This is a genomic window from Streptomyces sp. ADI95-16 (assembly GCF_003721495.1).
In the GTDB taxonomy this organism is placed as follows: Bacteria; Actinomycetota; Actinomycetes; order Streptomycetales; family Streptomycetaceae; genus Streptomyces; species Streptomyces goshikiensis.
In genome coordinates, this window is record NZ_CP033581.1 from 2,833,914 (window position 1) to 2,853,442 (window position 19,529).

Annotated in this window: 17 protein-coding genes and 1 other RNA gene; 9 read left to right on the top strand and 9 right to left on the bottom strand. The window is 74.2% G+C overall.

The window, feature by feature from the left end:
• The first annotated feature begins 74 nt into the window (after nt 1-74).
• Both EES41_RS12320 and rnpB read left to right on the top strand, forming a co-directional pair.
• The gene (locus EES41_RS12320) at nt 75-1,520 is read left to right on the top strand and encodes an RNB domain-containing ribonuclease (RefSeq protein ID WP_123078037.1); all 1,446 of its coding nucleotides are present in this window, start codon (nt 75-77) and stop codon (nt 1,518-1,520) included.
• A gap of 82 nt (nt 1,521-1,602) precedes the next feature.
• Nucleotides 1,603-2,004: RNase P RNA component class A (rnpB, locus tag EES41_RS12325), an RNA gene on the top strand.
• Nucleotides 2,005-2,078: 74 nt separating this feature from the next.
• Here the strand turns inward: rnpB and EES41_RS12330 are convergent.
• From EES41_RS12330 to EES41_RS12340, 3 genes are read right to left on the bottom strand one after another with little or no spacing between them, the layout of a single operon-like run.
• Entirely contained in the window at nt 2,079-3,443 is a 1,365-nt protein-coding gene (locus tag EES41_RS12330; RefSeq protein ID WP_123078039.1) for a bifunctional RNase H/acid phosphatase, read from the bottom strand.
• Nucleotides 3,443-4,186: a zinc ribbon domain-containing protein gene (locus EES41_RS12335; RefSeq protein ID WP_123078041.1), complete on the bottom strand. Its 744-nt coding sequence runs from the start codon at nt 4,184-4,186 to the stop codon at nt 3,443-3,445. Before EES41_RS12335 ends, EES41_RS12330 begins: the two co-directional genes overlap by 1 nt.
• Before the next feature lie 15 nt (nt 4,187-4,201).
• Complete coding sequence (locus EES41_RS12340) at nt 4,202-5,050, bottom strand: Nif3-like dinuclear metal center hexameric protein (RefSeq protein ID WP_123078043.1); 849 nt, start codon at nt 5,048-5,050, stop codon at nt 4,202-4,204.
• 384 nt (nt 5,051-5,434) lie between these two features.
• Here EES41_RS12340 and EES41_RS12345 point away from each other — a divergent pair, with 384 nt between their 5' ends.
• Nucleotides 5,435-6,538, top strand: coding sequence for a hypothetical protein (locus EES41_RS12345; protein WP_254211416.1), 1,104 nt, complete (start codon nt 5,435-5,437; stop codon nt 6,536-6,538).
• 62 nt (nt 6,539-6,600) lie between these two features.
• Here EES41_RS12345 and EES41_RS12350 read toward each other — a convergent pair whose 3' ends face one another.
• Genes EES41_RS12350 through EES41_RS12360 form a run of 3 tightly spaced genes read right to left on the bottom strand, consistent with a single transcriptional unit; the run spans nt 6,601 to nt 9,520 of the window.
• Entirely contained in the window at nt 6,601-7,542 is a 942-nt protein-coding gene (locus EES41_RS12350) for a 3-oxoacyl-ACP reductase (protein ID WP_123078047.1), read from the bottom strand.
• Between the two features lie 14 nt (nt 7,543-7,556).
• Nucleotides 7,557-8,633: a Zn-dependent alcohol dehydrogenase gene (locus tag EES41_RS12355; protein ID WP_123078049.1), complete on the bottom strand. Its 1,077-nt coding sequence runs from the start codon at nt 8,631-8,633 to the stop codon at nt 7,557-7,559.
• Nucleotides 8,634-8,665: 32 nt separating this feature from the next.
• A complete protein-coding gene (locus EES41_RS12360) occupies nt 8,666-9,520 on the bottom strand; it encodes a MaoC/PaaZ C-terminal domain-containing protein (RefSeq protein WP_123078051.1) in 855 nt (284 codons plus the stop codon).
• Between the two features lie 233 nt (nt 9,521-9,753).
• Between EES41_RS12360 and EES41_RS41385 the strand changes: the two genes are divergently transcribed.
• A complete protein-coding gene (locus EES41_RS41385) occupies nt 9,754-10,113 on the top strand; it encodes a response regulator transcription factor (protein WP_164495815.1) in 360 nt (119 codons plus the stop codon).
• Nucleotides 10,114-10,465: 352 nt separating this feature from the next.
• Here the strand turns inward: EES41_RS41385 and EES41_RS12370 are convergent, their stop codons facing one another.
• Together EES41_RS12370 and EES41_RS12375 are read right to left on the bottom strand one after the other, a co-directional pair.
• Entirely contained in the window at nt 10,466-11,653 is a 1,188-nt protein-coding gene (locus tag EES41_RS12370; protein ID WP_123082409.1) for a lipid-transfer protein, read from the bottom strand.
• A 21-nt stretch (nt 11,654-11,674) separates the two neighbouring features.
• Nucleotides 11,675-13,807, bottom strand: coding sequence for an acyl-CoA dehydrogenase (locus tag EES41_RS12375; protein ID WP_123078055.1), 2,133 nt, complete (start codon nt 13,805-13,807; stop codon nt 11,675-11,677).
• 326 nt (nt 13,808-14,133) lie between these two features.
• Between EES41_RS12375 and EES41_RS12380 the strand changes: the two genes are divergently transcribed.
• From EES41_RS12380 to EES41_RS12400, 5 genes are all read left to right on the top strand, one after another.
• Nucleotides 14,134-15,078 (top strand): polyprenyl synthetase family protein, encoded by a 945-nt coding sequence (locus EES41_RS12380; RefSeq protein WP_164495816.1) that lies wholly within the window; start codon nt 14,134-14,136, stop codon nt 15,076-15,078.
• A gap of 148 nt (nt 15,079-15,226) precedes the next feature.
• Nucleotides 15,227-15,874, top strand: a complete 648-nt coding sequence (locus EES41_RS12385) for a class I SAM-dependent methyltransferase (RefSeq protein ID WP_008743681.1) — start codon at nt 15,227-15,229, stop codon at nt 15,872-15,874.
• A 136-nt stretch (nt 15,875-16,010) separates the two neighbouring features.
• A complete protein-coding gene (locus EES41_RS12390; RefSeq protein WP_123078059.1) occupies nt 16,011-17,009 on the top strand; it encodes an N-acetylmuramoyl-L-alanine amidase in 999 nt (332 codons plus the stop codon).
• A gap of 139 nt (nt 17,010-17,148) precedes the next feature.
• A complete protein-coding gene (locus EES41_RS12395) occupies nt 17,149-17,967 on the top strand; it encodes a DUF5336 domain-containing protein (protein WP_073780671.1) in 819 nt (272 codons plus the stop codon).
• A gap of 110 nt (nt 17,968-18,077) precedes the next feature.
• Nucleotides 18,078-19,088, top strand: a complete 1,011-nt coding sequence (locus EES41_RS12400) for an LLM class F420-dependent oxidoreductase (RefSeq protein WP_123078061.1) — start codon at nt 18,078-18,080, stop codon at nt 19,086-19,088.
• On the opposite strand, the gene EES41_RS12405 is transcribed toward EES41_RS12400, so the two are convergent.
• Complete coding sequence (locus EES41_RS12405; protein WP_123078063.1) at nt 19,085-19,486, bottom strand: hypothetical protein; 402 nt, start codon at nt 19,484-19,486, stop codon at nt 19,085-19,087. The genes EES41_RS12400 and EES41_RS12405 overlap by 4 nt on opposite strands.
• Between the last annotated feature and the right edge of the window lie 43 nt (nt 19,487-19,529).

The following is a 19,529-nucleotide window of genomic DNA, read 5'->3' on the forward strand; positions in this document are numbered from 1 at the left end:
GGGGGATGCGGCCCCCGAGCCAGGGTAAAGCCTCTCGCCGCGCCGCCCGGAGCCACCGGATCTACGCTCGATCCATGCCACGCCGCCACATCCACATGACCGGCGCAGAAGGGGCTGCCCTGCGGGCCGCGCTGCGTGAACTGCGCACGAGCCTGCACCTGCCGGCCGAGTTCCCGGCCCCTGTGCTCGCCGAGGCCGAGCGGGCGGCGCGCGAGCCCCGGCTGCCGGAGCTCGACGCGACCGGCATCCCCCTGTTCACGATCGACCCGCCGGCTTCCCGCGACCTGGACCAGGCCATGCACCTGGCGAAGCGCCCGGCCGGCGGCGGCTACCGCGTGCACTACGCCATCGCCGACGTCGCCGCCTTCGTCACCCCCGGCGGCGTCCTCGACGCCGAGGCCCACCGGCGCGTCACCAGCCTCTACTTCCCCGACGTGAAGGTCCCGCTGCACCCGGCGCCGCTCTCAGAGGGCGCGGCCAGCCTGCTGCCGGACCAGACCCGCCCGGCCCTGCTGTGGCGGCTCGACCTGGACCGCGAGGGCCGCGTCGAGACCGCCGACGTCCGCCGGGCCCTGGTCCGCAGCAGGGCCAAGCTCGACTACGAGGGCGTACAGAAGGCCATCGACGCCGGCACCGCCGAAGAGCCGCTGGCCCTCCTGCGGGACATCGGCCGGCTGCGCGAGACCCTGGAACGGGAACGCGGCGGCATCTCGCTGAACGTGCCCGAGCAGGAGGTCGTCGAGCACGAGGGCTCGTACAGCCTGGTCTACCGGGCCCCGCTCCCCGCCGACGGCTGGAACGCCCAGATCTCCCTGATGACCGGCATGGCGGCCGCCGATCTGATGCTGGCCACCGGCACCGGGATCCTGCGCACCCTCCCCACCGCCCCCGACGGCGCGGTCGGCCGGCTGCGGCGCACCGCGACGGCCCTGCGGATCGACTGGCCGCACCACGTGCCGTACGCCGAACTCGTCCGCTCCCTCGACCCGCACGTCCCCGCGCACGCCGCGTTCCTCCAGGAGTGCACGGCCCTGCTGCGCGGCGCCGGGTACACGGTGTTCAGCGGCGGCCACCTGCCCTCGCCCGCCCTGCACGCGGCCGTGGCGGCCCCGTACGCGCACTGCACCGCCCCGCTGCGCAGGCTCGTCGACCGCTACACGGGCGAGCTGTGCGTGGCGGCGGTGGCCGGGGCCGCGCCCCCGGAGTGGGCGGTCGCGGCGCTGGACGCGCTGCCGCAGCGGATGGCGGAGGGCACCCGGCTGGCGAACTCGGCCGAGCGGGAGTCCGTGGACCTCGTCGAGGCGGCCGTGCTCAAGGACCGTGTCGGGGAGACCTTCGAGGCCACGGTGATCGACGTCCTGGACCACGAGCCGCTGGTCGGCACGGTCCACCTGGAGGAGCCGGCGGTCGTCGGCCGCGTCGAGTCGCCGTCCCACCCGCTGCCGCTGGGCGACCGGATCCGGGTGCGCCTGACACGGGCGGACCCGGGGCTGGCGAAGATCCTCTTCGCCCCGGCCTGAGCCGCCCCGCCCGGCTGCGGGCGACCGCTGCGTCAAGGTCAAGCCGCGACGGCGCAGCCGGTAGCATGGTCGCCACGACAGACGAGTCGGCCGGGCGGCCGCGTCGGGACCGCGAGGTCCCGCCGAGGAACGTCCGGGCTCCACAGGGCGGGGTGGTGGGTAACGCCCACCCGGGGTGACCCGCGGGACAGTGCCACAGAAAACAGACCGCCCGGGGCTTCGGCCCCGGGTAAGGGTGAAACGGTGGTGTAAGAGACCACCAGCGCCTGAGGTGACTCAGGCGGCTAGGTAAACCCCACCCGGAGCAAGGTCAAGAGGGGTGGTCTTCGGACCGCCCTGCGCGAACGCTTGAGGGCTGCCCGCCCGAGTTCGCGGGTAGACCGCACGAGGCCGGTGGCAACGCCGGTCCTAGATGGATGGCCGTCTCCCCGGCGACCGCGAGGTCATCGGGAGACAGAACCCGGCGTACAGGCCGGCTCGTCTGTCGTCCTCACGACTGCGAAGGAACCCCCGCCACATGTGGCGGGGGTTCCTTTCGTCTGGGGGTGGGCCCAGGGCCTAGCGCAGGTGCGAGGTGTCGTTCAGCAGCCGGACCGAGGCGTTGCCGTCGGCGTAGTAGGCCACCGCCGACAGGGAGGCCGCGGAGAGTTCCATGCGGAACAGGGACTCCGGCGGGGCGCCCAGGGCGAGCCGGACCAGCGTCTTGACCGGGGTCACGTGGGTGACCACCAGCACCGTGCGGCCCGCGTACGCGGCCAGCAGCCGGTCACGGGTGGCCGAGACCCGCCGGGTGACGGCGCTGAAGCTCTCGCCGCCGCCCGTGGGCGCCGCCTTCGGGGAGTCCAGCCAGGCCTGGAGGTCGTCCGGGAAGCGCTCCCGCACCTCGCCGAAGGTCAGCCCTTCCCAGGCGCCGAAGTCCGTCTCGCGCAGCCCGTCTTCGACCACCACCGCCAGCCCGAGGCGGTCCGCGACGGCCTGGGCGGTCTCCCGGCAGCGCCGCAGCGGGGAGCTGACCACCGCCTGGACGGTGCCGCGCGCGGCCAGCGCCTCGGCGACGGCGGCGGCCTGGCGGCGGCCGGCCGGGGACAGCTCCGGGTCGGTGCCGCCGCTCCCGGAGAAGCGCTTCTGCGGGGTGAGGGCGGTCTCCCCGTGGCGCAGCAGCACGAAGGTGGCGGGGGTCCCCATGTCGGGGCCCCAGCCGCTCGCGGGTGCCGCCGTCGGGGCGGGGGCCGCCCGGCCGGGGGCCGCCGCCGCGGCCGGAGCGGGTTCCGGCGCGCCGGAACCCGCGGCCGCGAACAGGGTGTCGGCCTCCGCGGGGGCGGACACCGCAGGGGCGGACGCCGCCGCACCGGCCGTCGTACCGGAGGCCGGGGCGAGGGCGGCCCGTACGGCCGCGGCGCCGGCCGCGGCGTCCCCCGGGGGGCCCGCGGCCGGCGGGGTCGCCAGGGCGCGCGCGGCGCCCCGGTCGAAGACCGCCGTGGAGGCGGAGGGCTCCCACTGCCTGCCGTGCTTGCCCGCGTCCATCGCCTCGTTGGCGAGCCGGTCCGCGTGCTTGTTCTGCTCGCGCGGGATCCACTGGTACGTCACCTGCGAGCGCGGCAGGACCGTCGCCGCCTCCGCCGCGAGCGGCTTCATGTCCGGGTGCTTGATCTTCCAGCGGCCCGACATCTGCTCGACGACGAGCTTGGAGTCCATGCGGACGAGGACCTGCGCGTCCGGGGCCAGCTCGCGGGCGGCCTTGAGGCCCGCGATCAGCCCCTTGTACTCGGCCACGTTGTTCGTCGCGACGCCGATGTACTCGGCGCGCTCGGCCAGCGTCTCGCCCGTCGCCGGGTCGAGGACGACCGAACCGTAGCCGGCGGGCCCCGGGTTGCCCCGGGAACCGCCGTCCGCCTCCACGACGAACCGGAGAGGCCTCTGCATCAGATGCCCGAGTCCGCCGTACGGACCAGGATGCGGCCGCAGTTCTCGTGACGCACGACCTGGTCGCGCGCGGCGGCCTTGATCTCGTTGACCTCGGCCATGTCGAGCTCCAGGCGGCAGCCCTCGCAGCGGCGCTGGTACAGGCGCGCGGCGCCGACGCCGCCCTGCTTGACGCGGATCTTCTCGTACAGGGCGATCAGGTCGGCCGGGACGGAGGCCACGATCAGCTCCCGGTCCTTGGCGATCTTGGCCACGTCGGTGTCGATCTCGTTGGTGGCGGCGTCACGGCGCGCGGTGGCGTCCGTCAGCTTGGCCTCCAGCGCGGAGACGCGCTGGGTGAGCTCGGTGACCCGCTCCTGCGCGGCCTCCAGGCGCTCCATGACCTCCAGGACCACGTCCTCCAGGTCACCCTGGCGCTTGGCGAGGGAGACGACCTCGCTCTGGAGGTTCGCCAGGTCACGGGCCGAGATGCCGGCGCCGGAGTCGAGCCGCTGCTGGTCGCGGGCCGCGCGCTGGCGCACCTGGTCGACGTCCTGCTCGGCCTTGGTCTGCTCGCGGGCGGCGTCGCTCGCCTGGGTCTGGGCGGCGACGAGCAGGTCGCGCTGCTGGGTGAGGTCCTTGGTCAGGGAGTCGACCTCGGCGTGCTCCGGCAGCGACTTGCGCTTGTGGGCGAGCTGAGACAGCCGGACGTCCAGGGCCTGGACGTCGAGAAGTCGGATCTGGTCGGCGGGCTCGGCGTTCAGTTGGGGGCTCCTGAGTTAGATAGAGGGAGAGGAAGGAACGTCGGACGGCGCGTGCGCCGTCCACGGGTCGGTGACCGTGCGCGAGACGTGGGTGCGCAGACCCCAGCCGTGGCGCTCGGAGATCGCGTCGAGCTGCGCGGCGGCCTGCTCGCACCAGGGCCACTCGGTGGCCCAGTGGGCGGCGTCGACGAGGGCGAGCGGGCTCGTCCCGCGCGCCTCGGACACGGGGTGGTGGCGCAGGTCGGAGGTGAGGAAGGCGTCCACGCCGGCCGCGCGGACCTCGGCGAAGAGGCTGTCACCGGAGCCGCCGCTGACGGCGACGGTGCGGATGAGGGCGTCCGGGTCGCCGGCCGCGCGGATGCCCTGCGCGGTGCGCGGGAGCCGGGCGGCGGCGCGGGCGGCGAACTCGCGCAGGGTCTCGGGGTGGTCGAGCTCGCAGATCCGGCCGAGGCCGCGACGGCCGGCGGGGTCGCTCGGGTCGGGCACGAGCGGGCCGGTGACGCGCAGGTCCAGGGCGCCGGCGAGGGCGTCGGAGACCCCGGGGTCGGCGGTGTCGGCGTTGGTGTGGGCGACGTGCAGAGCGATGTCGTTCTTGATCAGCGTGTGCACGACGCGGCCCTTGAAGGTGCCGGCCTCGACGGTGGTGGTCCCGCGCAGGTAGAGGGGGTGGTGGGCGACGATCAGGTCGGCGTCCAGCTTCACCGCCTCGTCGATGATCTCCTGGACGGGGTCCACGGCGAACAGGACCCGGGAGACCTCGGCGGCGGGATCGCCACAGACGGTTCCGACGGCGTCCCACTGCTCGGCCCGGGAGGGGGGCCAGAGGGCGTCCAGCGCGGCGATGACTTCAGAGAGACGGGGCACGGGCCAAGGCTACCGTCCGTCGCGACCCGCCCGCCGATCCCCTGGCCGGGGGTACGGGCGGGCGGCTGCGGCGCGCGGGACCGGGGCCGGGCGACGAGGAAGCCGCGCAGGCCGCCCCGGCCTCGCCGGCGGCCTCCACCTGCCGGTTCGCCGGGCGCGGGCCGCCGGAGACCTCGATGATCGTGAGGCGGCCCGCGGACTCCTCGCCGCCCCGAGCGAGGGCCTCAGCGGACCCCGTCCCGAAAAGCCCCATATCGCACAGCACAATCGCGCCGTTCCCCACAGCCGAACCCACCCCCGGACACCCGTATGTGTGAAGCACGGTTGGTCGTGTTGTTCGCCGGAAGTGCGAAAACTAGCTTCCTCCCCGGAGGTGACGCACGGATGACTGTCTGTGCCATCGCAACGACGACGGCCCCGTTCACCATCGCCGCGGACGGGTCCTACGCGGCCCGGCTGGCCGGGGACGGCGAGGCGCGCTATCCGGAGCGCTGGACCCTGGCCGGGCCCGAGCCGTACGCGGTGCCGTTGCCGCTCGCGCAGCCCGAGGAGGCGGACAGCGAGGTGCTGCCGCTGGCCGACGGGCGGGTGCTGATCCACCGCCGGGTGGCGCAGCGGCACGCGTTCGCCCTGCTGTACCCGACGGGCGGCGGCAGCGCCGCCACCGGGCCGCGGACCGGGGAACTGCCGCTGGGCGCGGTCGATCCGGAGGGGGCGGACGGTACGGAGGTACGGATCCGCCTGCTGCCGCCGTCCCCGGACGGGCGCGGGGCGTTCGCCCTGGCGGTGGGCGCGCGGGTGAGCACCGTCTGGCGGATCGCCGGGAGCGGCTTCGGGCCCGAGCGGGTCGCCCTGATCCCCGGCCGCTGCTCCGGCGGAGTCTGGCTGGACCGGACGGGCCGGCTGCTGGCCCTGGACCGCGAACTCGACGGGCGCACCAAGGCCGTCGCGGTGGATCTGGGCCGGGGCGGCGAGGTCTCCGCGCTGCTCCAGATCGCGGAGGCCAGCGACGACCGGCTGCTGCTGGCCGACCCCGACAGCGGGCTGCTGCTGATCGGCTCGGACGCCCCGGGCGAACCGCGGATCGGGTGGGGGGTGCTGGGCAGTTCGCTGCCGGTCCGCTTCCCCGAGTGCCTGCGGGGCGCGGTGGCCACGCCGTTCGCCGTGCAGCCGGGGCAGGCCCTGATGCCCGAGACCTGCGCGGTCGCGCTGCGGCTGGAGGACGGCGGCGTCGGGCTGTGGCGTCCCGCCGACCGGCGTGTCTTCCGGCTGCCCGCGCCGGTCGGCTGGCTCGGCGGTACGGGCCTGTGGACGCGGGAGGGGCGGCTGCACCTCCCGTACGCCACCGCCGACATGCCGTGCGGCCTCATGACCCTGGGGATGCCGTCGGCCCCGACGCCCCCGGTCCGGCTCGACCCGCCCCCGCCCCCGCCGGCCGCGCCGACCGCGCCGCGGCCGATCCCGCTCCAGCAGGCTCCGCTGCGGTGAGCCGGGGCGGGGGCCCGGCAGGATCCCCGGGCCCCGGCTCCGTCCCCGCCCCGCCCCGCCGGCTAGTCGTGCTTGAGGCCGAGCACCTCCGCCGCGGCGAAGGTCTCGCCGGCCGGGCGGGACGCGTAGTGCGGGGTGAGCAGCCCGTCGAGTTCCTCGTAGGAGAAGGCCTCCTTGGCGGTGTCGAACTTGGCCGCCACCCTGGGGCGTTCCATCACGACCACGATCCCGCCGTGCACGACGAACAGCTGTCCGTTGGCCCCGGCCGCAGCCGGGGAGGCCAGGTATCCGACCAGCGGGGCGACGTGCTCGGGGGCGAGGGCGTCGAGCTCGCCCTCCTCGGGGACCTGGAATCCGGCGAAGACGTCCTCGGTCATCCGGGTGCGGGCGCGCGGGCAGATGGCGTTCGCCGTCACCCCGTACTTGGCGAGGGCGAGGGCGGTGGAGGTGGTGAGGCCGACGATGCCGCCCTTGGCCGCCGCGTAGTTCGGCTGGCCGGCCGAACCGCCGAGGAAGGCCTCCGAGGAGGTGTTGACGATCCGGCCGTACACCGGGCCGCCCGCCGCCTTGGAGCGCTCCCGCCAGTGCGCGGAGGCGAAGTGCGTGGTGTTGAAGTGGCCCTTGAGGTGGACCCGGATGACCGAATCCCATTCCTCCTCCGACATGGAGAAGACCATCCGGTCGCGCAGGATGCCCGCGTTGTTGACCAGGACGTCCAGCTTGCCGAAGCGGGAGACGGCCAGCCCGACCAGCTCCCGCGCCTGCTCGAAGTCGGCCACGTCACCGAGGTGCGCCACCGCCTGCCCGCCCGCGGCGCGGATCTCCTCGGCCACCTCCTCGGCCGGGGCGGCCGAGGCCTCCCCGGAGCCGTCGCGGCCGCTCTGGCCGAAGTCGTTGACGACCACGCTCGCGCCGAGCCGCGCGAGTTCGAGCGCCTCGGCCCGGCCGAGGCCGCGGCCCGCACCCGTGACGATGGCGCTGAGCCCCTCAAGTGGCAGTGACATCTACCGGATTCCTCTCAGAGTTCGATGCAGGTGCGCAGGGCGACGCCCGTGCGCATCTGGTCGAGGGCGTCGTTGATCTCGGCGAGGTGCACCCGGTGGGTGATCAGGCCCGCCAGGTCCACCCGGCCGGCCCGCCACAGGGCGATGGTGCGCTCGTAGGAGCGCAGTACGTCGCCGCCCCCGTACATCGACGGCAGGATCTTCTTCTCGTCGAAGAACAGCGAGAACATGTTGATCGAGTAGTTGTCGTCGAGCGCGCCCGCGCCGACCACGACCACCGAGCCGCCGCGCCGGGTCATCTCGTACGCGGTCTGCGTGGTCGCGGACTTGCCGACGACCTCGAAGACGTAGTCGAAGCCCTCGCCCGCGGTGATCCGGTTCTTGGCGTCGGCGAAGGCCTCGGGCGCGACGGCCTCGGTGGCACCGAAGCGCAGGGCCGCCTCGCGCCGGGAGGCGACCGGGTCGACGGCGATGATCTGCGCGGCGCCCCGCACCTTGGCGCCCTGGATGACGGAGATGCCGACGCCGCCGCAACCGATGACGGCGACGGAGGAACCGGGCTCCACCTGGGCGGTGTTGATGGCCGCGCCGAGTCCGGTCGTGACCCCGCAGCCGATCAGGGCGGCGATGTCGTACGGGAGGTCGTCGGGGATGGGGACGGCGCAGGCCGCCGGGACCACCATCTCCTCGGCGAAGGTGCCGGTGCCGGCGAAGCCGAAGACGTCGGTGCCGGCGCGGCGGAAGTTGGGGGTGGCCACGTTCCCGAAGGCCTCCAGGCACAGGTGGCCCTGGCCGCGCTTGCAGGCGGGGCAGTGTCCGCACGGCGGCAGCCAGCAGACGAGGACCCGGTCGCCGATCCGGTGGGTGGCGACCCCGTCGCCGACGTCCACGATCTCGCCGGAGCCCTCGTGCCCGGGGATGAAGGGGGCGGGCTGCGGCAGTACGCCGCTCATCGCGGAGAGGTCGGAATGGCACAGGCCGGTGGCCCTGATGCGGATCCTGACCTTGCCGGGGCCGAAGCCCACGGCCTCCATGTCCTCGACGACCTCTAGCTTGTCCTGGCCTATCTCGCTCTGCAGTGCTGCGCGCACGGTGCGGCTCCTTGTCTCCGTGGCTGCTGGGGTTACGTGTGTTCGACGACGGTGTCGGCGAGGACCGGCGCGTCGTCCCGTTCGACGGCGGTCACCGAGACCTGTACGCGGCCGGGCTCCTGCCACATCCGCACGCGGAGGGTCTCGCCCGGGAAGACGATCCCGGCGAAGCGGGTGCGGTAGGCGCGGACGCGGGAGACGTCCCCGCCGAGCGCCGTGTCGACGACGGCCTTGAGGGTCATGCCGTACGAGCACAGGCCGTGCAGGATGGGCCGGTCGAAGCCCGCGAGCTTGGCGAACTCGGGGTCGGCGTGGAGCGGGTTCCAGTCGCCGGAGAGGCGGTAGAGCAGGGCCTGCTCCTCGCGGATGTGGCGTTCCTCGACCCGGTCGGGGGCGCGCTGGGGCAGCTCGTTCCTCACGGAGGGCCCGCGCTCGCCGCCGAACCCGCCCTCCCCCTTGACGAAGATCTGCGCGTCGGAGGTCCACAGCGGCCCGTCGGCATCCGCGACCTCGGTGCGCAGCACGATGACGGCCGCCTTGCCCTTGTCGTAGACGGCGGCGACCTTGGCGCGGGAGTTGGCCCGGCCCTTGACGGGGATGGGGCGGTGCAGCTCGATGGACTGGCCGCCGTGCAGGACGGCGGCGAGGTTCACGTCGATCCCGGGGGCGGCGAGGCCGCCGAGCATGGCCATGCCGGCGCCGGCGACGGTCGCGAAGCTGGGGAGGACGTGGAGCTTGGACTCCAGGGTGTAGCGCAGCTCGTCGGGGTCGGTGGCGGGCAGGCCCGCGCCGAGGCCGAGGTGGTAGAGCTGGATGTCCTTGTGGTCCCAGGCGATGTCCCCTTGGCGGGGGTCGGCGGCGAGGGCCTTGGCGGCATCGATCGGCATTGAGGATGCTGCTCCTTGTTCTTGGAAGACCTCGGTGCGGCCGTCCGCACCGTCGGCCACACCGAGGTCGTCTGCGGAACCGGCCCGCCTTCTAGAACGCGTTCTAGGTTGGGCCGGTGAAGGCATGTATAACGCACGCCCCAGCACTTGGGAAGACAGCCGGGCAGACTGCTGACTTCACGTCAGATCGGGCCGCGGCGGGCGCGGGGGCCTACCCTGGCGGGGTGGATGAAATGCCCGTTACGCACCGTACCGCCCGATCCCTTCGGGTGCTGCTGCACCCGCCGAACCCGCCGCTCGCAGTACGTCTCGGACTCCAGCCGGACCTGGAGGTGGTGCCCTCCCCGATGGCCCGGCCGGCGGTTGCCCTGGTCGAGGAGCTCGCGGAGGTCGCGGAGGTCCTGGCGGACGACCCGGAATGCCGGGTCCTGCTGATGACGGGCTCGGCGCACCCGGGCCTCGCGCAGGCGGCGGTCGCCGCGGGCGCGTCGGGCCTGGTGCTCCGCGACGGGCCGATCGAGGACCTGGCCGACGCCATCCGCCGGGCCGCCCGCGGCGAACAAGCCACCGACCCCACCCTCACCACCCCCTGAAACCCCCACCGCCCGCCGCCGGGCCCCGGCACCTTCAGCCCCGCCGGCGTTTGAGGCGCGGGGGTCCGGGGGCCGGCCCCCGGCACCTTCAGCCTCGCCGGCGTTTGAGGCGCGGGGGTCCGGGGGCTGGCCCCCCGGCAGCGGCGCCGCGCGTGCCCATGGCCGGTCGCTGCGCGGGCTTCTCCCCGCCCCGCCCTTCCTCCGTTCCCTGGGCTCTGCCCGGACCCGCGCCTCAAACGCCGGCGAGGCTGGAGGTGCGCCGCCGGCGAGGCCAACGGTGGCGGCCGGGCTGGATCCTGCGCCGGCCAGGCGGCGGGCGGCGGGCGGTGGCCCCCCGGACGGAGCCGGCGGGCTAGCGGTGGAGGAGGGTGAGGACGGCCGCGCCGCCGAGGCCTATGTTGTGGGCCAGGCCCACGCGCGCGCCCGGGACCTGCCTCGGCCCCGCCTCGCCACGCAGCTGCCACGTCAGCTCCGCCGCCTGCGCCAGCCCCGTCGCCCCCAGCGGGTGCCCCTTCGAGATGAGCCCGCCCGAGGGGTTGACCACCCACCGCCCGCCGTACGTCGTGGCCCCGCTCTCCACCAGCTTCCCCGACGCCCCCTCCCCGCACATCCCCAACGCCTCGTACGTCAGCAGCTCGTTGATCGAGAAGCAGTCGTGCAGCTCGATCACGTCGACGTCCTCGATGCCGAGCCCCGACGCCGAGAAGACGGCCCGCGCCGCCGCCGCCGTCATCGGCTTGCCGACCACGTCGATGCAGGAGCCGGAGTCGAAGGAGGCCGCCGTGTCCGTCGTCATCGCCTGCCCGACGATCTCGACCGCCTTGTCGTGCAGCCCGTGCCGGACCACGAACCGCTCCGACACCACCACCGCCGCGGCCGCCCCGTCCGAGGTCGGCGAGCACTGGAGCTTGGTCAGCGGGGCGTGGATCTCCTTCGCCGCCAGGATCTCCTCCACCGTGTACACGTCCTGGAACTGCGCGTTCGGGTTGTTCGCCGAGTGCCGGTGGTTCTTCGCGCCCACCATCGCCAGCTGCGCGGCCGTCGTCCCGTACCGCTCCATGTGCTCCCGCGCCGCGTTCCCGAAGATCTGCGCGGTCGGCGGCGACATCTCGAAGCCGTGCCCGGCGGCCATGATCCCGTAGTGCCGGGCGACCGGGGAGGTCTTGAAGTCGCCGCCGTCGGCGCCGCCCCCCAGCGCGCCCCGCTTCATCTTCTCGAAGCCCAGCGCGAGCACGCAGTCGCTGATCCCGCCCTCCACGAACTGCCGCGCCATCATCAGCGCCGTCGAGCCCGTCGCGCAGTTGTTGTTCACGTTGTAGACGGGAACCCCGGACAGCCCCAGTTCGTACGCCGCCCGCTGCCCGGCCGTGGACGCCTGGAAGCAGTACCCCACCGGCACCTGCTCGACCTGGTCGTAGGTGATGCCCGCGTCGGCCAGCGCCGCGCCCCCGGCCTCCCTGGCCATGTCCCAGTACTGCCAGTCCCGCGATTCCGGCTTCTCGAACTTCGTCATGCCGACGCCGACGACGTACGACTTCATGCCCTTCATGCCTGATGACTCCTAGTCCCTGGGGAGGCCGAGGATCCGCTCGGCGACGACGTTCAGCTGGACCTGGGTGGTGCCTCCGGCGATGGTCAGGCAGCGGGACATGAGCATCCCGTGCACCGCCCGCTCCCCCGCCCCCTCCCGTACCGCGCCCGCCGGGCCCAGCAGTTCGAGCGCGAGTTCCGCGGTCTTCTGCTGGTGCGGGGTCTGTACGAGCTTGCGGACGGAGGCGCCCGCGCCCGGCTCCAGTCCCGACACCTGCGAGAGCGTGGTGCGCAGCCCGATGCAGGACAGCGCGTGCGCCTCGGCGGCCAGCGCGCCGATCCGCGCGCGCCCGGCCCCGTCCAGGTCGGCGGAGCGGGCGATCAGCGCCTCCAGCCCCGTGTCGAAGGTCATCTGGTCGGCCATGTGGACGCGTTCGTTGCCGAGGGTGTTGCGCGCGACCTGCCAGCCGCCGTCGGCGGCGCCGACCAGCGCGTCCGCCGGGAGCGGGACGTCGTCGAAGTACACCTCGTTGAAGAGGGCCTCGCCGGTGATCTCCCTCAGCGGCCGGATGCCGATCCCGGGGGTCCGCTTCATGTCGACGACGAAGTAGCCGAGGCCCTTGTGTTTGGGCGCGGCCGGGTCGGTGCGGGCGAGCAGGATCCCGAAGTCGGCGGTGTGCGCGGAACTCGTCCACACCTTCTGTCCGTTGACCAGCCAGCCGCCCCCCTCGGTGCGCTCGGCCCGGGTGCGCAGGGAGGCCAGGTCGGAGCCCGCGTCGGGCTCGGAGAACAGCTGGCACCAGGTCAGTTCTCCGCGCAGGGTGGGGAGTACGTACGCCTCCTGCTGGGCCGGCGTCCCGTAGGCGAGCAGCGAGGGGATCACCCAGGTGGCGATCCCGAGGTCGGCGATCCTGACCCCGGCGGCGCGCAGCTCCTGCTGGACGACGAGCTGTTCGACGGGGCCCGCGCCGAGGCCGTACGGGGGCGGGAGGTAGGGGGCCGCGTATCCGGCCGGGGCGAGGATCCGGCGCGCGGCGACCGGGTCGAGGCCGCGGGCTTCCTCGACGGCGGCGCGGGCCTTCGCCCGGTGGGTCTCGGCGTGCGCGGGGAGTTCGAGCCGGAGTTCGCGGCGGGCGCCGGCCGCCGCGAGCCGGACGGCGCGCAGCCGGTGTCCGTCGCCGGGGCCGAGGAGCTGGCGCGCGACGAGGGCCCGGCGCAGCAGGATGTGGGCGTCGTGTTCCCAGGTGAAGCCGATGCCTCCGAGGATCTGGATGCAGTCCTTGGCGCAGGAGTAGGCGGCGTCGAGCGCGGTGCCGGCGGCGAGGGCGGCGACGAGCGACCGGACGTCGGGGGTCTCGTCCATGCCGTTCGCGGCGTCCCAGGCGAGCGCCCGGGCCTGTTCGAGGCGGACGAGCATGTCGGCGCAGAGGTGTTTGACGCCCTGGAAGCGTCCGATGGGCCGGCCGAACTGCTCGCGCACCTTGGCGTGTTCGGCGGCGGTGTGCAGCGCCCGGGCTGCGGTGCCGCAGGCGTCGGCGGCGAAGAGGGCGCAGGCCAGGTCCCGTACCAGGGCGGCGTCCAGTGCGAGGAGCCGGCCGGGTGCGACGGTGACGCCACGGGCCCGCACCTCGGCGGTGGGGCGGGTCGGGTCGGCGCTCTCGTGGGTGCGGATGTCCAGCGCGGCGGCGTCCACGGCGAACCAGCGGGTGCCGTGCGCGGCTTCGGCGGCGAGGAGCACGAGGTCGGCCTCTCCGGCGCCGAGCACGGGCGGCGCGGCGCCGTCGAGGAGGTGTCCGCCGCCTTCGACGGCGACGGCGGTCATGCCGCCGGGCCCGAGGGCCACCGCGGCGGTGCGCCCGTCGAGCGGCGGCGCCCCGGCCCGGTCCAGCAGTACGGAGGCCAGCGCACTCGGCAGGTACCCGCCGGGCAGCGCCGCCCGGGCGGCTTCCTCGACCACCACGGCCAGGTCGAGGAGGGTGCCGCCGTCCAGGTGCGGGGTGAGCAGTCCGGATTCGGTGAGCGCGTCCCAGTAGGCGGGGCGGGCTCCGGTCCCGGGCGGGGCGTCGAGCAGTTTGCGCACCTCCTCGGGAGGTACGGTCCGCGCCACCCAGCCGCGTACCGCGTCGGCCAGCTCCCGTTGCTCCTGCGTGATGCCGATGCCCATACGGATCCCTGTCGCCTTCTCGGTGCCCGTGCCCCCTGGTCGCCGGTCAGACTAGAACACGTTCCATTCTGACGGAAGGTCAGATCGCTCGCGACGTTTTCGCGCGGCCCTCCGGGACGGCCTGGACGGTCCTGCGGCGGCCGCTCCCGGGAAGGCATCGAGAATTCAGACATGGCTGAAAATCGCTCTAGCTCCCCTTCATGCAGAATGATCGAATCGGTGACGCACCGTCGCCGGCAATTCACTCTCGGAATGGAAGTCGACACGTGAGCGCCCTGACATTTGTGGACCTTCACAGACAAGTCTCCGCGGATATCGACGCGGAGATGGAACTCGCTCTCGATCAGCTCGGCCCGGCATCGGACGCGGTCAAGGCCGCGGTCGTCAAACTCCTACGCCACCAGAGGCTCCGGCATCCGCTCTCCGTCCTGCCGATGCTGGTGCACGGCGTCGAGACGGGCACCCTCCGGCCGGCCCTCCCCATATCCGCCCTGCACGTGCTGTGGTGGACCTCGGCCTGCTTTCTCGACGACCTCGCCGACGGCCACGGCGCACCGCTCTCCGCCGGGCTCACCCAGAACGAGGCGGTGCTCGCCTCCGTCATCAGCGGCACGATCCTGCCGCTGCGGATCATCCACTCGATCCCGGCCCCCGCCCCGGTCCACAGCGCCCTGACCGCCGAGATCGCCACCGGCTGGACCGTCGGCACCGAGGGCCAGCTGCGCGACATCCGCGGCGACGCGGACAACGCCACCCGGAAATCGGTGATCGCGGCCTACCGGGGGAAGTCCGGCGGCCCGTTCTCGATGATCACGGCAATGGCGGCGATATTGTCCGGCGCGCGCGCCGAGAGAATCGCGCAGTGGCGCGAGTTCGGTTATGTCTTCGGCATCCTGTGGCAGATGTTCAACGATCAGGAGGACATTCTCTCCGGCCGCGGCGAAGACCTCCTCAACGGCACCGTCACCTATCTGCTCACGTGCGCGCTCGACGACGCCTCACCGGAATCCCGCGCACACCTCCTGAACCTGCGGACCGCCGCGCGCGCGTGCCCGCGGGCGCGCGCGGAACTCACCGGCCTGCTGCTCGACCGCCCCGTTCTCGACCAGTTCCGCGAAGATCTCGACGGATTCCGCGGCGAGGCGCTGCGCATTCTGGACGGACTCGGCGGTGACGCGATCCAGGCGGGTGTCCTGCGCCGCCTCGTCGACGACTCGGCCCGGCTGCTGCTGGAGCCGGCACCCGCCCCGGCGGTCGCGGTCCCCGCGTAACGGCGCCCGTGGGGCAGCGCCCGCGGCGGCTGCGGCGCCCGTGGTGCGCCCGCGCGGCAGGCGCCCGCAGGGCGGCCCGGGACCCGGACGCGACGCCTACCGGGCGGTAGGGCAGCATGGCCCCCACCAGCAGCCCAGGAGGAACCCCATGGCCCCCGCCACCCCCAAGCCGGAGACCCTCGCCGCCTTCGAGGCCGCCAAGGGCTTCATGCCGGCACGCGAGGGCCTCGCCCTGTACGCGGCCGCCGTCTCGGCGGCGGCCCTCGGGCTGCCCCTCCTGGAGGTCGGCACCTACTGCGGGCGCTCCACCCTCCTGCTCGCCGACGCGGCCCGCGAGGCCGGGGTCCCGGCGATCACCGTCGACCACCACCGCGGCAGCGAGGAGCAGCAGCCGGGCTGGGAGTACCACGACCCGACCGTCGTGGACCCGGAGATCGGCCTGATGGACACCCTGCCGACCTTCCGCCGCACCCTCCACAAGGCGGGCCTGGAAGACCACGTCATCGCGGTCGTGGGCCGCTCCCCGCAGGTCGCCGCCGCCTGGGGCGGCCCGCTCGGCTTCGTCTTCATCGACGGCGGCCACACCGACGAGCACGCCACCGGCGACTACGAGGGCTGGGCCCCGCACCTCGCCGAGGGCGGGACGCTCGTCATCCACGACGTGTTCCCGGACCCGGCCGACGGCGGCCAGGCCCCGTACCGGATCTACCTGCGCGCCCTGGCGTCCGGCGCCTTCGAGGAGATCTCGGTCACCGACTCGCTCCGGGTGCTGCGCCGTACCGGCTCCGGCATCTGACCGGCGCCCGCCCCCGGTCAGCGGCGCGGATCATGTGCCCGAGCATCCACCCGGGCACATGATCCGATCATCGCACCACGCCCCCGGATGGCCCACGATCCGGACCGGCGGCGGACGGGCGGTCTAGCATCGCGAGGTGCGCTACGACGACAGCCCCCCGCCCCCCGAGTCCGCCTCCTCGGTCAGCCCGGACCCGCCCTGGTACACCCGCCGCTCCACCCTCGCCGTCGCGGTGGCCGCCCTGGCCCCGACCGCGCTGGCCGGGTGGGTGCTGACCCAGGTCCTGACCGGCTCCGGTCCCGGCGGCCAGCCGCCGCAGCCCAAGGCGCTGCCCGCCTCCCACACCGCGGGGGCCGGCGCCCACGGCGCCGGGGACGCGAAGGCCAGTACGGCCACGCCCTCCCCCGCCGCGTCGGCCTCGGCTTCCGCCTCCGCCTCCGCGCCCGCGGCGCCCGCCAAGGGCCCGCTCGCCGGCCGGACCGTGGTCATCGACCCCGGCCACAACACCGGTAACTTCAAGCACACTTCCGAGATCGACCGGCAGGTGGACATCGGCACCAACCGCAAGGAGTGCGACACCACCGGCACCACCACCAACTCGGGTTACATGGAAGCCGAGTTCACCCTCGACGTGTCCCGCCGGACGCGCACCCTCCTGGAGTCCAAGGGCGCCAAGGTGGTCTTCACCCACGACGCCGACCGCCCCTGGGGCCCCTGCATCGACGAGCGGGCCCGGATCGGCAACGAGGCGAAGGCGGACGCGGTGGTCTCCGTCCACGCGGACGGCGTCTCCGCCGGGAACCGCGGCTTCCACATCATCCTCCCGGCCACGGTCAAGGGCGGCGCGGCGGACACCTCGAAGATCGTCGGACCCTCCCGGGACCTGGGCGAGCGGATCGCGGGGAACTTCGCCCGCAGCACCGGATCCGCACCGGCCAACTACCTGGGCAGCGGAACCGGGTTGGTGGTCCGGGACGATCTCGGCGGTCTCAATCTGTCGACCCGGCCCAAGGTGTTCATCGAATGCGGCAACATGCGTGACGCCAAGGACGCGGCGCAGCTGACGAGTCCGGAGTGGCGGCAGAAGGCGGCGGAAGGCATCACGAACGGCATCGTCGGGTTCCTCGGCGGGTAGCCCCCCGGGGACCGCCCGCCGCCCCCGACCCCTCCGGTCGCGGCAGACGTCCGTACCATGGTGCCGCCCGCCCCGCTCCAGGCAAGACGCGCGACTGCGGCACCACGAGACGACCGAGACCGAGAAGGACACCGACGAAGTGAATATCCGCTCCCTCACACGAGGAGACGGCGTGGTGATCGGAGCAGCGGTGCTGCTGTTCATCGCCTCGTTGCTCGACTTCTACTCCGCCGACGGCGTCGACCTGCCCAGCGTCTGGGACACCGACGTCTACCACCTGGCCCTCCCCACGGTCTTCCTGACCGCGTTCGTCGCGGCCGGCCTGCTCGTCGGCTCCCGCTTCCTGCCGCAGGGCCGGGGGCTCGCGGGCGTTCCGCTGCCGGCGTGGGGCACCGTGCTCGCCGTCTCCTCCGTGTGGGCCGCGCTGTGGTCCCTGATCACCTGCCCCAGCACCTTCGACCTGGGTGCCGGCGCCGTCATCTCCTTCCTCGCCACCCTGGCGATCGCCGGTGTGGCCATCGCGGGCCCGAAGATCCCGGCGCTCGCCGGCCAGCTGATCCCGGACCCGGCGCCCGCCGCCCCCGCCGCGGCCTTCGGCTCCCAGCCCCAGCCGGGCAGCGGTTACGGCTACCCGGGCGGCCAGCAGCCGCAGCCGTACGGGGCGACCCCCCAGCCGGTCCCGCCGTACGGCGGCCAGCCCGCCGCCCACGAGCCGGCCCCGGCTCCGGCCCCCGCCGCCCACGAGGCGCCCGCGGCCGACTTCACCCCCTTCTGGTTCGCGGTCCCGGTGGCCCGCCCCCTCTTCGCCGAGGACGGCTCCTCCAGCCCGATCGCCGAGCTCGCCCCGGGCACCTGGTACCTGGCCGTGGAACAGCGCGGCCAGGCCGCCCTGATCGCCCAGACCCAGGACGGCCGTCGCGGCGTCCTGAACGACACCTCGGGCATCCAACGCGGCTGACGCCCCGCTCGACGCGCGCATCGACGGCCCCCCGCCCTTCCGGGCGGGGGGCCGTTGCCCTAGAGTCACCTGACGCATCGTCAGATACGGCTTCGCGGAGGGGACCGTACATGCGCCTCGGACTCGCACTCGGCTACTGGGGCCGCGGCCCTCATCCGTCCCACCTCGACCTCGCCACCGAGGCCGAGAACCTCGGCTACCACTCGGTGTGGACCGCCGAGGCCTGGGGCTCGGACGCCTTCACCCCGCTGACCTGGATCGCCGCGCACACCTCGCGGATCCGGCTCGGCACCGCCATCGCGCAGATGGCCGCCCGCACCCCGACCGCCACCGCCATGCACGCCCTCACCCTGGACCACCTCTCCGGCGGCCGCATGATGCTCGGCCTCGGCCTGTCCGGGCCGCAGGTCGTCGAGGGCTGGTACGGGCGCCCCTTCCCCGCGAGCCCGCTCACCGCGACCCGGGAGTACGTGGACGTCATCCGCCAGGTGCTGCGCCGCGAGGGCCCCGTCGCGCTGGAGGGCCGCTTCCACCAGCACCCGTACCGCGGCGCGGACGGCACCGGCCTCGGCAAGCCCCTCAAGCCCATCACCCACCCGCTGCGGGCGGACCTGCCGGTCCTGCTCGGCGCGGAGGGCCCGAAGAACATCGCCCAGACCACCCGGATCGCGGACGGCTGGCTCCCGCTCTACTGGTCGCCGACCCGCACGGACGTCTACCGGGCCGCGCTCACCGGCCTCCCCGAGGGGTTCATGATCGCCCCGATGGCCCGGGCCAAGGTCTGCGACGACGTCGCCGAGGGGCTGCTCCCCGTCAAGGCGATGCTCGGCTTCTACATCGGCGGCATGGGCCACGCGGCCCGCAACTTCCACGCCGACCTGATGGCCCGCATGGGGTACGAGGAGGAGGCCCGCCGGATCCAGGAGCTGTTCCTCGCCGGCCGCAAGGAGGAGGCGGTGCTCGCCGTCCCGGACGCGTTCGCCGACGAGATCTCCCTGATCGGGCCGCGCGAGCGGATCGCGGAACGCCTCGACCTCTGGCGCGCGGGCCCGGTCACGGACCTCCTCGTGACGGCCCCCGACCCGCACACCCTGCGCGTCCTGGCGGAACTGGCCTGCTAGCCGCTCTCCCCCGCGCCCTCGTCCCCCGGCACGGCCTCCAGGAGCTCCCGCAGGTCCAGTGCCATGACGGCGATCTCGATCGTCCCGCCCTCGTAGGCGCAGGCCACGATCCGCGAGCCGGGGTTGATGGACAGCCCCTCCTTCACGGACGGCGGCCGCACCCCGGTCGCCCGTACGCCCGGCAGCGCCACGGGCTCGCCCCGCCCCGGCACCCAGCGCACCTCGCCGGCCGGGACCGCGAACACCCGCCCCGCCCGCCAGCGCCCCGCCCCGGCCGGGTTCCGGGCCATGCCCGGGATCCCCTGGGGCCGGCCGGCGGCGGTCCGCTCGCGGTGCTTGCGGCGGATCAGCCAGCCGGTGACGGCGGCCAGGGCGGCGAGGAACACGAGCTCGATCACCCGGCCATTGAAACAGGCCGGGCCGGCGTACCCGCCGGCCCGG

Bases quoted from the DNA above. Each gene is read 5' to 3' on its own strand.
- EES41_RS12320 (WP_123078037.1), top strand. From the start codon at position 75: ATGCCACGCCGCCACATCCACATGACCGGCGCAGAAGGGGCTGCCCTG.
- EES41_RS12345 (WP_254211416.1), top strand. From the start codon at position 5,435: ATGACTGTCTGTGCCATCGCAACGACGACGGCCCCGTTCACCATCGCC.
- EES41_RS12380 (WP_164495816.1), top strand. From the start codon at position 14,134: ATGGAACTCGCTCTCGATCAGCTCGGCCCGGCATCGGACGCGGTCAAG.
- EES41_RS12375 (WP_123078055.1), bottom strand. From the start codon at position 13,807: ATGGGCATCGGCATCACGCAGGAGCAACGGGAGCTGGCCGACGCGGTA.
- EES41_RS12385 (WP_008743681.1), top strand. From the start codon at position 15,227: ATGGCCCCCGCCACCCCCAAGCCGGAGACCCTCGCCGCCTTCGAGGCC.
- EES41_RS12400 (WP_123078061.1), top strand. From the start codon at position 18,078: ATGCGCCTCGGACTCGCACTCGGCTACTGGGGCCGCGGCCCTCATCCG.
- EES41_RS12350 (WP_123078047.1), bottom strand. From the start codon at position 7,542: ATGTCACTGCCACTTGAGGGGCTCAGCGCCATCGTCACGGGTGCGGGC.
- EES41_RS12360 (WP_123078051.1), bottom strand. From the start codon at position 9,520: ATGCCGATCGATGCCGCCAAGGCCCTCGCCGCCGACCCCCGCCAAGGG.
- EES41_RS12370 (WP_123082409.1), bottom strand. From the start codon at position 11,653: ATGAAGTCGTACGTCGTCGGCGTCGGCATGACGAAGTTCGAGAAGCCG.
- EES41_RS12330 (WP_123078039.1), bottom strand. From the start codon at position 3,443: ATGCAGAGGCCTCTCCGGTTCGTCGTGGAGGCGGACGGCGGTTCCCGG.
- EES41_RS41385 (WP_164495815.1), top strand. From the start codon at position 9,754: ATGCCCGTTACGCACCGTACCGCCCGATCCCTTCGGGTGCTGCTGCAC.